The sequence below is a fragment of the Pseudomonas sp. A34-9 genome, from assembly GCF_029543085.1.
Classification (GTDB): Bacteria; Pseudomonadota; Gammaproteobacteria; order Pseudomonadales; family Pseudomonadaceae; genus Aquipseudomonas.
This window is the reverse complement of sequence record NZ_CP119967.1, coordinates 1,054,729-1,068,160: the sequence shown is the minus strand read 5'-3', so window position 1 is coordinate 1,068,160 and position 13,432 is coordinate 1,054,729. Positions and strand designations below refer to the sequence as shown.

Here is a 13,432-nt window from a genome sequence, read left to right as displayed (position 1 = left end):
TGGGCTCGACAGTCCTGTAAAAAGTTGGGTGCAGCGTATCGAGGGGGGCAAGATTAAGGAAATACGGTTTAACAATCCAGCTCATAGGTGGTCTCTATGCGGTCGCACTGACGAGATGGACGTCAGCGTTACAGTGAATGTCGATCGCTCTGCCGCGCTTTCACAGCCGTTGCAAAGCCGGTAAGGTCGGCGCGTTTTCCCTTGCTCGGAGCACCTTATGCCCGCCCCTGTTCTGTCCGGCCCGCAATACCTGCGCGAAGGCCTCAAACTGGTCCTCAGCCCAGGTCTGCGTCTGTTCGTGTTGTTGCCGCTGGCGATCAACCTGGTGCTGTTCGTCGGATTGATTTATCTGGCCGGCCACCAGTTCAGTCTGTGGGTCGACACGCTGATGCCGTCGCTGCCGCAATGGCTGAGTTTCCTCAGTTACATCCTCTGGCCACTGTTTGTAGTGCTGGTGGCGCTGATGGTGTTTTTTACCTTCACCATGCTGGCCAACGTGATCGCCGCGCCGTTCAACGGCTTTCTCGCCGAAAAAGTAGAAGTGGTGGTGCGCGGCACCGATGACTTCCCGGCCTTCAGCTGGGGCGAACTGATCGCCATGATCCCGCGCACCCTCGCCCGGGAAATGCGCAAACTCGGCTATTTCCTGCCGCGCGCGATCGGTCTGTTCATCCTCTCGTTCATTCCGGTGGTGAACATCATCGCCGCGCCGCTGTGGCTGTTGTTCGGCGTGTGGATGATGGCGATCCAGTACATCGACTACCCGGCGGACAACCACAAACTGGGCTGGAACGAAATGCTCGCCTGGCTGCGGCAGAAGCGCTGGCAGAGCATGAGTTTCGGCGGCATTGTCTATCTGGTGCTGCTGATTCCGGTGGTCAACATCCTGATGATGCCGGCGGCAGTGGCCGGGGCGACGTTGTTCTGGGTGCGTGAGCGGGGTGCGGAAAATCTGGTGGCCCAGCGCTAGGCACGTCACAAATCCATCATCCGAACGTCACAACGTCGACATGGCCTCAGCCGACACTGAGGTCATGACGACAGCTCTACATATCACTCTGATCAGCGAAACCTTCCCACCGGAAATCAACGGGGTGGCCAATACCCTTGGCCGCTTGTGCGATGGACTGCGCGCGCGTGGCCACCAAGTGGAACTGGTGCGACCGCGTCAGGCCGGCGATCCGCAGCGCAGTGAGGATGATGCGCTGCTGCTGTGTCGGGGCTGGCCGCTGCCGGGGTACCCGGGGCTGCAATGGGGACAGTCGTCGATGCACAAACTGCTGCGGCGCTGGAAGCGCCAGCGTCCTGACGTCTTGTACATCGCCACGGAAGGCCCGCTCGGGCTGTCGGCGCTGCGTGCGGCGCGGCGTTTGGGGATATCCGTGGTCAGCGGGTTTCACACCAACTTCCAGCAGTACACCAGCCAGTATGGGCTCGGTCTGCTGACGCGGATGCTCACGCATTACCTGCGCTGGTTCCACAATCGCTCGGCCATGACTCTGGTGCCGAGCGTCAGCCAACGACTGGAACTGGAGCGGCGCCATTTCGAGCGCTTGGCGCTGTTGTCGCGCGGTGTCGACAGCCAGTTGTTTCATCCGAGTAAACGGCTGAATGCCTTGCGTGAGCAATGGGGCCTGTCCGAGCAGGACATTGCGGTGATTCACGTAGGACGACTCGCACCGGAGAAAAACCTTGGCCTGCTCAAACGCTGCTTCGAAAAACTGCGGGACACTTACCCACAGCGCAATCTGAAACTGATCGTCGTCGGCGACGGGCCGCAACGGCTAGCCCTGGAAAAGGATTTGCCCGGGGCGATTTTCTGCGGCTCACAGCGGGGTGAAGCGTTGGCGGCGCACTATGCATCCGGGGATGTCTTTCTGTTTCCGAGCCTTACCGAAACCTTTGGCAATGTCGTGCTGGAAGCGCTGGCGTCGGGACTGGGTGTGGTGGCTTACGACCAGGCTGCGGCGGCGCAGCATATCCGCCATGGTTACAACGGCGTGCTGGCGATGCCCGGTGATGAAGAGGCGTTTTGCGATGCTGCTGCGTGGTTGCTGGAGGAGGATGAGGCGTTGCGTTGCGTGCGTTTGAATGCGCGGCAACATGCGAGTCGCCAGGGTTGGCCGGCGGTTATCGAACAGTTTGAAAAGCATTTGCGTGGGGCGTGTGTGGGGGAGCAGGTTGTCCCGAATGCGCAGACATTGCCTTGATTCTTTGCTGACAGTGAGATCGTCATCGCCAGCAGGCTCACTCCTGCAGTCGAGCGCATTTCAGCAGAAGAAACGCGGTCAATTGTAGGCGTGAGCCGGCTCGCGATTGCGTCACTGAGTGCTCTACTTAAACCAGCGTCATCAACGCCTCACGGCTGAACGGCAAAATATCCTGTTCGCGCCCTTCGCGGACTTTCTGCGCCCAATCCGGATCGACCAGTAGCGCACGGCCTACCGCCACCAGATCGAACTCCTCCTTGTTCAAACGCTCCAGCAGGTTCTCCAGACTGGCCGGTTGCGCGACCTTGTCGGTGTTGACCATGAACTGCAGGAACTCGCCGTCCAGACCCACGCTACCGACAGTAATCGTAGGTTTGCCGGTCAGTTGGCGTGTCCAGCCGGCCAGGTTCAGATCGGAGCCGTCAAACTCTGGCTCCCAGAAACGCCGCGTCGAGCAGTGGAAAATATCCACGCCGGCGTCAGACAACGGCTTGAGGAATTCGCCCAGTGCTTCGGGGGTTTGCACCAGACGCGCGGTGTAATCCTGCTGCTTCCATTGCGAGAAACGGAAGATGATCGGGAAACCTTCGCCGACCGCTGCACGTACGGCTTGAATCAGTTCGATGGCGAAACGCGAACGGTTGGCCAGGCTGCCGCCGTATTCGTCGCTGCGCTGGTTGCTGCCTTCCCAGAAGAACTGGTCGATCAGGTAACCGTGGGCACCGTGGATTTCCACGCCGTCCATGCCGATGCTTTGGGCGTCTTTGGCCGCTTGGGCGAAGGCTGCGATCACGTCCTGGATGTCTTGTTTGCTCATGCCGTGCACCACGACCTGACCATCCTTGAGTTTTTCCGACGGGCCATAACCCGGCACGCTGGCGTCCGGCTCGGTGCCGATGCGACGCACGCTGCCCACATGCCACAGCTGCGGAACAATCTTGCCGCCTTCAGCGTGAACGGCGTCGACGACTTTTTTCCAGCCGGCCAATGGCGCCTCACCAAAGAATTGCGGCACGTTCGGGTAACCGTTGGAGGCAATGTGGCCGACGGTGGTGCCTTCGGTGATGATCAGGCCAACACCGGCCGCCGCGCGACGACGGTAGTACTCGATGACTTTCGAATTAGGCACGCCACCCGGTGAGAAAGAGCGAGTCATCGGTGCCATGACCACACGGGTCGGCAGTTCGAGGGCACCGAGGTGGAACGGTTTGAACAAGGCTTGGACAGGCATCGGGAGGCTCCACAGAGATAGCTTTATGACGGCGATAATATGGAGAGTCGAAACCTTTGAACAGCATTATTGATTTCGGTGATCAAGGATCAGAAACGAAAAGATCGCAGCATCGCCAGTCCCCCGTAGGAGCTGCCGAAGGCTGCGATCTTTTGATCCTGCTTTTCAGCTCAGCGCTTTTTCAATCGCATGAACAATGGTCGGATCATCCGGCGCCGTGCGCGGCGAGAACCGCGCCAGCACCCGGCCATCCTTGCCGAGCAGGAATTTCTCGAAATTCCAGGTGATGTCACCGGGGAACTCGGCACCCTCGCCCGCCAGCAGACGATAGAGCTGATGACGCTCGTGGCCGTTGACTTCAAGCTTGCTCGACAACGGAAACGTCACACCATAGTTAAGGCTGCAGAAGTCCTGAATTTCCTTTTCAGTACCCGGTTCCTGACCGGCGAACTGGTTACACGGCAGGCCCAGTACACTGAAACCTTTGCCTTTGAATTGCTGATAGAGGTTTTCCAGCGCCGCGTACTGAGGCGTCAAGCCGCACTTGGAGGCGACGTTGACCACCAGCACGACTTGGCCCTTGAACGGCGCCAGCGGTAGCTCCTGACCATCCAGGGCTGTCAACTTAAGGTCGTGAAAAGCACTCATGACGAACTCCAGGATTCCGATGTTCTACTCGAAACAGCCACTTGGCGAGACCACCAAGGACAGCCGCGGACTAAAAAGGCGCCCGCAGGCGCCTCTCCAGTACTCGAAGCTTAGCGCAGAAAATCAGTGGTGATGGCCACCTTCGCCATGGACGTGGCCATGAGCGATTTCTTCCTGGCTGGCATCACGAATGTCAACGATCTTCACTTTGAAGTTCAGGCGCTGACCAGCCAGTGGGTGGTTACCGTCGACAGTCACGTCGTCGCCGTCGAGGTCACGGATGGTGACGATTTGCATTTGGCCGTCCGGCGCCGAAGCGTGGAACTGCATGCCGACTTCCAGCTCGTCAACGCCTTCGAACATGCTGCGGCTCAGGGTGCTGACCAGCTCAGCGGCGTATTCGCCGTAAGCGTCTTCCGGTTCAACGGAAACTTCCAGCTCGTCACCAACAGCTTTGCCTTCCAGAGCTTTTTCCAGGCCTGGAATGATGTTGCCTGCGCCTTGCAGGTAGACCAGCGGAGCGCCGCCGGCGGAGCTGTCGATGACCTCACCAGCGTCGTTGGTCAGGGTATAGTCGATGGAGACAGCCTTATTGGCGGCGATCAGCATGGGGCGAGACCTTTTGCATAAGAATATAGAAAGGCCAAGTTTAGCGAAGCAAACGCGCGAAAGCGAACACAACCCGGACAAACGGGTTTCGACGATCGCAGGCTTCCATCAAGACGAAGAAGGCCATTGGGTGGCCGAGCTTTCCTGTGGGCACACCCAACACCTGCGCCATCAGCCGCCCTGGCAATCACGTGCCTGGGTGCTCGACCCGGCGCAACGTATTGAAAAAATAGGCCAACCCTTTGCCTGCGGTTGGTGCGCACAAGGCTCGGTTAACGATAACCTTGGCGACTGAATTTCGGCAGATTGTCAGAGATAGATGATCGCCATTGCCATGCAACTTTAGAGAATTCGCATGCAAACTTTTTTTATCGCACCCACCGATTTTGGCGTGGGTCTGACCTCCATCAGCCTCGGGCTGGTGCGTACGCTGGAGCGAGCGGGCCTGAAAGTCGGCTTCTTCAAACCGATTGCGCAGCCGCACCCGGGCGACACCGGCCCTGAACGCTCCACCGAACTGGTGGCGCGCACTCACGGCCTGAAACCACCGCAGCCGCTGGGCCTGGCCCACGTCGAGCGGATGCTCGGCGACGGTCAGCTCGATGAGTTGCTCGAAGAAATCATCACCCTGTATCAGCAAGCGGCCATCGGCAAAGACGTGCTGGTCGTTGAAGGCATGGTGCCGACCCGCAGCGCCAGCTACGCCGCGCGCGTCAACCTGCACTTGGCCAAGAGCCTCGATGCCGAGGTGATTCTGGTCTCGGCGCCGGAAAACGAAGTGCTCGCCGAACTGTCTGGCCGCGTCGAGTTGCAGGCGCAATTGTTCGGCGGGCCGAAAGACCCGAAAGTCCTCGGCGTGATCCTCAACAAGGTCAAGACCGAGGAGAGCATGGACGCCTTCGCCACCCGTCTGAAAGAGCATTCGCCGTTGCTGCGCAGCGGTGATTTCCGCTTGCTCGGCTGCATCCCGTTCCAACCCGAACTCAACGCACCACGCACCCGCGACGTCGCCGACCTGATGGGCGCGCAAGTGCTCAATGCCGGTGACTACGAAACCCGACGGATGACCAAGATCATCATTTGCGCACGCACCATGCGCAACACCGTCGAGCTGCTCAAGCCCGGCGTTTTGGTGGTGACGCCGGGGGATCGCGACGACATCATCCTCGCCGTCAGCCTGGCGGCGATCAACGGCGTGCCACTGGCCGGCCTGCTGCTGACCAGCGACACCTTGCCCGATCCACGCATCATGGACTTGTGCCGCGGCGCGTTGCAGGCAGGCTTGCCGGTGTTGTCGGTGAGCACCGGCTCCTACGACACCGCCAACCTGCTCAACGGTTTGAACAAGGAAATTCCGATCGATGACCGCGAGCGCGCGGAGATCATCACCGATTTCGTCGCCAGCCATCTCGACGCCAAATGGCTGCACCAGCGCTGCGGTACGCCACGGGAAATGCGCCTGTCGCCCGCCGTGTTCCGCTATCAGTTGATTCAGCGCGCGCAGGCGGCGAACAAGCGCATCGTCCTGCCCGAAGGCAGCGAGCCGTTCACCGTACAAGCGGCGGCCATCTGTCAGGAACGCGGGATCGCCCGTTGCGTGCTGCTGGCCAAACCTGCAGACGTCGAAGCCGTGGCCCGCGCCCAGGGTATCGTCTTGCCACCGGGGCTGGAGATTCTCGATCCGGACCTGATCCGCGAGCGCTACGTCGAGCCGATGGTCGCCCTGCGCAAAACCAAGAGCCTCAATGCGCCGATGGCCGAGCAGCAACTGGAAGACACCGTGGTGATCGGCACCATGATGCTCGCGCTGGATGAAGTCGACGGTCTGGTCTCGGGTGTGATCAACACCACCGCCAACACCATTCGCCCGGCCCTTCAGTTGATCAAGACGGCACCGGGTTGCACGCTGGTGTCGTCGGTGTTCTTCATGCTGTTCCCGGAAGAAGTGCTGGTGTATGGCGACTGCGTGATGAACCCGCACCCGAGCGCGACGGAACTGGCCGAGATTGCCCTGCAAAGCGCTGATTCGGCGGCGGCATTCGGCATCACCCCGCGCGTGGCGATGATCAGTTACTCCAGCGGCGAATCGGCCACGGGTGAAGAGGTCGAGAAAGTCCGCGAGGCCACCCTGCTCGCCCACGAGCAACAGCACTCGCTGCTGATCGACGGCCCGCTGCAATACGACGCCGCCGCCAACGCAGAAGTCGCCCGGCAACTGGCGCCGAACAGTCAGGTCGCCGGTCGCGCCACCGTGTTCGTGTTCCCGGATCTGAACACCGGCAACACCACCCACAAAGCCGTACAACGCAGCGCCGATTGCGTCAGCCTCGGGCCGATGCTGCAAGGCCTGCGCAAACCGGTGAACGACTTGCCGCGCGGCGCGCAGGTCGATGACATCGTCTACACCATCGCCCTCACGGCGATTCAAGCCGCCAACCGACCTATGGATGTGTAAATGCTGGATTTTCTACCTGCACCGTTGCGCGGCGTGATCGCCGCGCTGCTGTTGGCACTCAATACGATTCTGCTGTGCTCGTTTCTGTTCTGCGTGGCGCTGATCAAAGTGCTGCCGTTCGACCTCGCCCGGCGGGCTTCGCTCTGGTTGATGAGCCATACCCACGAGGCATGGATCAGTAACAACAAGGGCTGGATGAACCTGGTCCGGCGTACGCGCTGGCACGTCAGCGGGCTGCAAGGCCTCGACTATCAGCACTCGTATCTGATCACCAGTAACCATCAGAGCTGGGTCGATATTCTGGTGTTGCAATACGTGCTCAACCGCAGGATTCAGCCGCTGAAGTTCTTCCTCAAGCAGGAGCTGATCTGGGTGCCGGTGATCGGTCTGGCCTGGTGGGCGCTGGGCTTTCCGTTCATGAAGCGCTACTCCAAGGCATACCTGGCCAAGCACCCGGAGAAGAAAGGCAAAGACCTGGAAACTACCCGTAAGACTTGCGCGAAGTTTCGCAATAACCCGGTGGGGATTTTCAACTTCGTTGAAGGCACGCGCTTCACCGAAGGCAAGCATGCGCAGCAGCAATCGCCGTTCAAATACTTGCTCAAACCGAAGGCTGGCGGGATTGCCTTTGTGCTGGATGCGATGGGCGAACAGCTGGAGTCGATCGTCAATGTGACGATTCACTACCCGGCCGGGCGTCCGGGGTTCTGGGATCTGCTGTGCGGCAATGTGCGCGATGTGGTGGTGCACTTTGAAGAGCTGAAAATTCCGCAGCAATTCATTGGCAAGAATTACGACCAGGATGGTGAGTATCGCTTGCAGTTTCAGGGCTGGATCAACCAGCTGTGGCTGGATAAAGACGCGTTACTGGAACAGATGCACCGCGAATATCCTTCCGTATGATCGTTCCCATGCTCCGCGTGGGAATGCCTCACTGGACGCTCTGCGTCCGCTTTAGGTGGGACGCGGAGCGTCCCGGGCTGCGTTCCCACGCAGAGCGTGGGAACGATCACGAAAAGATCGCAAGCTCCTACAGGGTGTACGCCGATCCAATGTAGGAGCTGCCGAAGGCTGCGATCTTTTGACATCTCAAAGCGAAAAAAAAGCCCGCCGATGATCACTCATCGACGGGCTTTTCATTGGTCGCTAACGCTTAGATCGCGCCACGCTTGCGCAGCAGATCCAGCACTTGCTTGACGCTCTCTTCCAGACTCAGTGTCTGCGTGTCGATCACCAGATCGGCATTCAGCGGCACGTCGTACGGGAAGGACTCGCCCGGGATGTTGTCGCCGCCAGCCGCGTACAGGCCTTGCGGATCACGCTCGGCGCACACGGCCGGCGAGGCCTGTACGTAGACCGTCAGCAGACGATCCTTGCCGATCAGCTCCTTGGCCTGCTCGCGTCCTTCGGCACTCGGCGCAACGAACGCGGCCAGGGTCAGCAGGCCGGCTTCGTTGAACTGACGCGCGACGTGCGCGGCCCGGCGCCAATTTTCAGTGCGACCGGTACGATCCTGCGGCAGACCTTTATTGAGGTCGTGACGCAGGTTCTGGCCATCGAGCACAAACACCGCACGGCCCATGTCGAACAGCTTGCGCTCGACCGCATAAGCCAGCGTGCTTTTGCCTGCGCCCGACAGGCCGCTGAACAGCACGGTAGCCGGTTGCTGGCCGAAACGCTGGGCGCGCTCTTCTGTGGCAACGTGGGCCAGCTTGCCGTGGTGCGTGGCAGTGCCATGCGTCACCGGTTGCGCAACGATCATGCCGGCGCCAACGGTGCCGTTGGTCAAACGGTCGATGATGATGAACGCGCCGGTGGTGCGGTTGCTCTCGTAACCGTCGAGGGCGATCGGCGCGTCGAGCGCGATCTTCACCTTGCCGATTTCGTTGAGCTGCAACGCGCTCGCCGGGCCTTCTTCAAGGGTGTTGACGTCGACCTTGTTGACGATGCTGGCAATCGAGCCCGGCACGTAACTGGTGGCGCGTTTGATGTCGTATTTCTTGCCCGGCAGCATCGGCTCTTCAGCCATCCACACCAGCATCGCTTCGAAGCTGTCGGTGACCGGCGGCACGTTGTCGGCATGCACCAGCAGGTCGCCACGGGAGATGTCGATTTCGTCTTCCATGGTCAGCGTTACGGCCTGACCAGGACCGGCATGTTCCAGCTCACCTTCGAAAGTGACGATGGATTTCACCCGGCTGCTCTTGCCCGACGGCAGCACCACGACTTCGTCGCCCTTCTTGACGATGCCGCTGGCCAGCGTGCCGGCGAAACCACGGAAGTTCAGGTTCGGACGGTTGACGTACTGCACCGGGAAACGCAGATCGGTGAAGTTGCGATCGCCCGCCACTTCCACGGTCTCAAGGATTTCCATCAGCGACTGGCCCTTGTACCAAGGCGAACGCTCGGACTTGTTCACCACGTTGTCGCCCTTGAGGGCAGACATCGGCACGAAGTGCATGCTGGTCGGCTTCATCTTCAAGCCTTCGGCGAACTTCAGGTAGTCAGCCTTGATCGACTCGAACACGCCTTCATCGAAGCCCTTCAAGTCCATCTTGTTGATGGCGACGACGATGTGTTTGATCCCCAGCAGGGAGGCGATGAAGCTGTGGCGACGGGTCTGGGTCTGCACGCCGTACCGCGCGTCGACGAGGATGATCGCCAGGTCACAGGTGGACGCACCGGTGGCCATGTTGCGGGTGTACTGCTCATGGCCAGGCGTATCGGCGATGATGAATTTGCGTTTGGCGGTGGAGAAATAACGGTAAGCGACATCGATGGTGATGCCCTGCTCACGCTCGGCCTGCAGACCGTCGACCAGCAACGCCAGGTCGATATCGTCACCGGTGGTGCCGACTTTCTTCGAGTCGCGGGTGATGGCTTCGAGGTGATCTTCGTAGATCATCTTCGAGTCGTGCAGCAGGCGCCCGATCAGGGTGCTCTTGCCGTCATCGACGTTACCGCAAGTCAAAAAGCGCAGCAGCTCTTTACGTTCGTGCTGGCCCAGGTAGGCGAGGATGTCCTCGCTGATCAAATCAGATACGTGCGACATGACAGCCCCTTAGAAATAGCCTTGACGTTTTTTATCTTCCATCGAGCCGGCGCCATCGTGGTCGATGACTCGGCCCTGGCGCTCGGAAGTTCGCGTCAGGAGCATTTCTTGAATGATGTCGGTGAGGCTTTCGGCCTCGGACTCCACGGCGCCCGTCAACGGGTAGCAGCCAAGGGTGCGGAAACGCACTTTCTTTTTGACGATGCGCGCTTTGTCTTCGTCGGACAGGTGCTCGAGGATGCGCTCGTCGTCGATCATGATCAGCGTGCCGTTCTTCTCGATCACTTCGCGCTCGGCGGCGAAGTACAGCGGCACGATCGGGATGCCTTCGAGGTAGATGTATTGCCAGATGTCCAGTTCGGTCCAGTTCGACAACGGGAACACACGAATGGATTCGCCCTTGTTGACCTTGCCGTTGTAGACGTTCCACAGCTCCGGGCGCTGGTTTTTCGGGTCCCAGCGGTGCTTGCTGTCACGGAACGAGTACACGCGCTCTTTGGCGCGGGATTTCTCTTCATCGCGACGGGCGCCGCCGAACGCTGCGTCGAAACCATGCTTGTCGAGTGCCTGTTTCAGGCCTTCGGTTTTCATGATGTCGGTGTGCTTGGCACTGCCGTGGGTGAACGGGTTGATGTTCTGCGCCACGCCATCGGGGTTGATGTGGGTGATCAGGTCCAGGCCCAGTTCTTCGACCATCTTGTCGCGGAACTTGTACATCTCCTGGAATTTCCAGCGGGTGTCGACGTGCATCACCGGAAACGGCAGCTTGCCCGGGAAGAACGCCTTGCGTGCCAGATGCAGCATCACGGCGGAGTCTTTACCGATGGAGTACAGCATCACCGGGTTATCGAACTCGGCGGCCACCTCGCGGATGATGTGGATGCTTTCCGCCTCCAGCTGTTTCAGATGCGTCAGTTTGTCGACCATGGCTACTCACGAAAACTTTCTTATGAACGGCCAGCGGGCCGTGTTCGAGCGGGAAATCCTAGCACAGCGGCCTCTTCTAATCAGGACGCCGACTAGATCGAAAGGGTATATGAATATGCCCACTCGTTTGGGCGATGACTGTCCTGTAGGAGCTGCCGAAGGCTGCGATCTTTTGATCTTGTTTTTAAAAGGCCAGATCAAGAGATCGCAGCCTTCGGCAGCTCCTACACAGGGGAGTGGTGGTTGTCAGATTGGATTCGGGCAGTCGATGAAGATGTGTTCGACGGCGAAGCGTTTTGCCAGGTAGTCGCCCAGCGCCTGCACGCCGTAGCGCTCGGTGGCGTGGTGGCCGGCGGCAATAAAGCTGATGTCGTTTTCGCGGGCGCTGTGGAAGGTCTGTTCGGAAGCTTCACCGCTGAGATACAGATCGACGCCTGCGGCGACGGCCTGATCGATATAGCCTTGGCCACCGCCTGTGCACCAGCCAACCCGGCGAATCATCGGGCTGCCTTCAATCAGCAACGGTTCGCGGCCCATGACTTCTTGCACCTTGCGGGCGAAATCGCGTGCCGTCATCGGCTCTTTCAAAGACCCGACCAGACCCACGATTTTAAGATTATCCGGGTCCAGCGGGCCTTCAACAGTGATGTCCAGTTGACGCGCCAGTTGCACGTTGTTGCCGACATCAGGATGCAAATCCAGCGGCAAGTGGTAAGCGAGCAGACTGATGTCGTGCTTGAGCAAGGTCTTCAGTCGGCGCTGCTTCATGCCGGTGACGCACGGGTTCTCGCCCTTCCAGAAGTATCCGTGGTGCACCAGCACCAGATCGGCCCCGGCCTCGACGGCGGCATCGAGCAAGGCCTGACTGGCCGTGACGCCGCTAACGATGCGCATCACTTGCGGGCGGCCCTCGACCTGCAATCCATTCGGGCAATAATCGGCAATTTTCGCACTGCCAAGGTAACGGTCGGCTTCTTCGACGAGGGTGCTGAGGGCAACGGCCATGAAAGACTCCTAAATATCCCGTTCAGAGGCACGCGCGGCCTCGTATAATGCGCGACATTATGGGCGGTCTGACCCCGCCTGCAACTCTTCCAGGACGTGCTTAATGTTCAAGGCGCTGCGTTTTATGGGCTGGCCGCTGTTGGCCGGCGTGCTTATCGCTCTGTTGATTATTCAGCGTTACCCGCAGTGGGTCGGGCTGCCGAGCCTCGACGTCAACCTGCAACAGGCCCCGCAGACCACCAGCGTGCAGCAGGGGCCGGTGTCCTATGCGGATGCCGTGACCATTGCCGCGCCTTCAGTGGTCAATCTGTACACCACCAAAGTCATCAACAAACCGGCGCATCCGCTGTTTGAAGATCCGCAGTTCCGCCGCTTCTTTGGTGATAACTCGCGGAAGCAGAAGCGCATGGAATCGAGCCTCGGCTCCGGCGTGATCATGAGCCCGGAGGGCTACATCCTCACCAACAACCACGTGACCAGCGGTGCCGATCAGATTGTGGTCGCCCTGAAGGACGGCCGTGAAACTCTCGCCCGAGTGATCGGCAGCGATCCGGAAACCGACCTCGCGGTGTTGAAGATCGACCTGAAAACCCTGCCGGCGATCACTGTCGGCCGTTCCGACAATATTCGTATCGGCGACGTCGCGCTGGCCATCGGTAACCCGTTCGGTGTGGGGCAGACCGTGACCATGGGCATCATCAGCGCCACCGGGCGTAATCAGTTGGGCCTGAACAACTACGAAGACTTCATCCAGACTGACGCGGCGATCAACCCGGGCAACTCCGGCGGCGCACTGGTCGACGCCAACGGCAACCTGACCGGTATCAACACGGCGATCTTCTCCAAGTCCGGCGGCTCGCAGGGCATCGGTTTTGCCATTCCGGTGAAACTGGCGATGGAGGTGATGAAGTCGATCATCGAGCACGGTCAGGTGATTCGTGGCTGGCTGGGCATTGAAGTGCAGCCGCTGACCCAGGAACTGGCCGAGTCGTTTGGTTTGTCCGGGCGTCCGGGGATTGTCGTCGCAGGGATCTTCCGCGATGGCCCGGCGCAGAAAGCCGGCCTGCAATTGGGTGATGTGATTCTGAGCATTGACGGCGAACCGGCCGGTGATGGCCGTCGTTCAATGAACCAGGTCGCGCGGATCAAACCGACCGACAAAGTGACGATTCAGGTGATGCGCAATGGCAAAGAGCTGAAGCTCACCGCTGAAATCGGCCTGCGTCCGCCACCGGCGCCGGTACAGGAAAAAGAAGAGTAAGCCGCCAAGCAAAAACAATGGGGGAGCGAGCTTG

At 59.8% G+C, this 13,432-nt stretch carries 12 protein-coding genes; 6 read left to right on the top strand and 6 right to left on the bottom strand.

The genetic code is table 11. The features are described from left to right. Window positions 1-217 precede the first annotated feature (217 nt). Window positions 218-970 (top strand): sulfate transporter CysZ, encoded by a 753-nt coding sequence (gene cysZ / locus P3G59_RS04540; protein ID WP_277760609.1) that lies wholly within the window; start codon window positions 218-220, stop codon window positions 968-970. 40 nt (window positions 971-1,010) lie between these two features. Beyond that, window positions 1,011-2,210, top strand: coding sequence for a glycosyltransferase family 1 protein (locus tag P3G59_RS04535; protein WP_277760608.1), 1,200 nt, complete (start codon window positions 1,011-1,013; stop codon window positions 2,208-2,210). 127 nt (window positions 2,211-2,337) lie between these two features. Here P3G59_RS04535 and P3G59_RS04530 read toward each other — a convergent pair whose 3' ends face one another. From P3G59_RS04530 to P3G59_RS04520, 3 genes are all read right to left on the bottom strand, one after another. After that, window positions 2,338-3,441, bottom strand: coding sequence for an NADH:flavin oxidoreductase (locus tag P3G59_RS04530; RefSeq protein WP_277760607.1), 1,104 nt, complete (start codon window positions 3,439-3,441; stop codon window positions 2,338-2,340). A gap of 165 nt (window positions 3,442-3,606) precedes the next feature. Then, window positions 3,607-4,089 (bottom strand): glutathione peroxidase, encoded by a 483-nt coding sequence (locus P3G59_RS04525; protein ID WP_277760606.1) that lies wholly within the window; start codon window positions 4,087-4,089, stop codon window positions 3,607-3,609. Window positions 4,090-4,212: 123 nt separating this feature from the next. After that, on the bottom strand, window positions 4,213-4,698 hold the full coding sequence (locus P3G59_RS04520; protein WP_007912368.1) for a peptidylprolyl isomerase: 486 nt from the start codon (window positions 4,696-4,698) through the stop codon (window positions 4,213-4,215). On the opposite strand from P3G59_RS04520, the gene P3G59_RS04515 reads away from it, so the two are divergent. From P3G59_RS04515 to P3G59_RS04505, 3 genes are read left to right on the top strand one after another with little or no spacing between them, the layout of a single operon-like run. Next, a complete protein-coding gene (locus tag P3G59_RS04515; RefSeq protein ID WP_277760605.1) occupies window positions 4,667-4,993 on the top strand; it encodes a DUF3565 domain-containing protein in 327 nt (108 codons plus the stop codon). The two genes, P3G59_RS04520 and P3G59_RS04515, sit on opposite strands and share 32 nt — an antisense overlap. A 60-nt stretch (window positions 4,994-5,053) precedes the next feature. Then, a complete protein-coding gene (gene pta / locus P3G59_RS04510; protein WP_277760604.1) occupies window positions 5,054-7,153 on the top strand; it encodes a phosphate acetyltransferase in 2,100 nt (699 codons plus the stop codon). Continuing rightward, complete coding sequence (locus tag P3G59_RS04505) at window positions 7,154-8,056, top strand: acyltransferase (RefSeq protein ID WP_277760603.1); 903 nt, start codon at window positions 7,154-7,156, stop codon at window positions 8,054-8,056. 250 nt (window positions 8,057-8,306) lie between these two features. Here the strand turns inward: P3G59_RS04505 and cysN are convergent, their stop codons facing one another. The 3 genes from cysN to P3G59_RS04490 all read right to left on the bottom strand — a co-directional run bounded on the left by cysN (window position 8,307) and on the right by P3G59_RS04490 (window position 12,137). Continuing rightward, window positions 8,307-10,205 carry a sulfate adenylyltransferase subunit CysN gene (gene cysN, locus P3G59_RS04500; protein WP_277760602.1) on the bottom strand — a complete coding sequence of 633 codons (1,899 nt, stop codon included), beginning with the start codon at window positions 10,203-10,205 and terminating at the stop codon, window positions 8,307-8,309. Between the two features lie 9 nt (window positions 10,206-10,214). Beyond that, window positions 10,215-11,132 (bottom strand): sulfate adenylyltransferase subunit CysD, encoded by a 918-nt coding sequence (gene cysD / locus P3G59_RS04495; protein WP_007912374.1) that lies wholly within the window; start codon window positions 11,130-11,132, stop codon window positions 10,215-10,217. Window positions 11,133-11,378: 246 nt separating this feature from the next. Next, window positions 11,379-12,137 (bottom strand): Nif3-like dinuclear metal center hexameric protein, encoded by a 759-nt coding sequence (locus tag P3G59_RS04490; protein WP_277760601.1) that lies wholly within the window; start codon window positions 12,135-12,137, stop codon window positions 11,379-11,381. Between the two features lie 103 nt (window positions 12,138-12,240). On the opposite strand from P3G59_RS04490, the gene algW reads away from it, so the two are divergent. Next, window positions 12,241-13,398: a Do family serine endopeptidase AlgW gene (algW, locus tag P3G59_RS04485; RefSeq protein ID WP_277760600.1), complete on the top strand. Its 1,158-nt coding sequence runs from the start codon at window positions 12,241-12,243 to the stop codon at window positions 13,396-13,398. Window positions 13,399-13,432: the final 34 nt, after the last annotated feature.

Bases quoted from the DNA above. Each gene is read 5' to 3' on its own strand.
- cysZ (WP_277760609.1), top strand. From the start codon at position 218: ATGCCCGCCCCTGTTCTGTCCGGCCCGCAATACCTGCGCGAAGGCCTC.
- P3G59_RS04535 (WP_277760608.1), top strand. From the start codon at position 1,011: ATGGCCTCAGCCGACACTGAGGTCATGACGACAGCTCTACATATCACT.
- P3G59_RS04530 (WP_277760607.1), bottom strand. From the start codon at position 3,441: ATGCCTGTCCAAGCCTTGTTCAAACCGTTCCACCTCGGTGCCCTCGAA.
- P3G59_RS04525 (WP_277760606.1), bottom strand. From the start codon at position 4,089: ATGAGTGCTTTTCACGACCTTAAGTTGACAGCCCTGGATGGTCAGGAG.
- P3G59_RS04515 (WP_277760605.1), top strand. From the start codon at position 4,667: ATGGAGACAGCCTTATTGGCGGCGATCAGCATGGGGCGAGACCTTTTG.
- P3G59_RS04520 (WP_007912368.1), bottom strand. From the start codon at position 4,698: ATGCTGATCGCCGCCAATAAGGCTGTCTCCATCGACTATACCCTGACC.
- pta (WP_277760604.1), top strand. From the start codon at position 5,054: ATGCAAACTTTTTTTATCGCACCCACCGATTTTGGCGTGGGTCTGACC.
- P3G59_RS04505 (WP_277760603.1), top strand. From the start codon at position 7,154: ATGCTGGATTTTCTACCTGCACCGTTGCGCGGCGTGATCGCCGCGCTG.
- cysN (WP_277760602.1), bottom strand. From the start codon at position 10,205: ATGTCGCACGTATCTGATTTGATCAGCGAGGACATCCTCGCCTACCTG.
- cysD (WP_007912374.1), bottom strand. From the start codon at position 11,132: ATGGTCGACAAACTGACGCATCTGAAACAGCTGGAGGCGGAAAGCATC.
- P3G59_RS04490 (WP_277760601.1), bottom strand. From the start codon at position 12,137: ATGGCCGTTGCCCTCAGCACCCTCGTCGAAGAAGCCGACCGTTACCTT.
- algW (WP_277760600.1), top strand. From the start codon at position 12,241: ATGTTCAAGGCGCTGCGTTTTATGGGCTGGCCGCTGTTGGCCGGCGTG.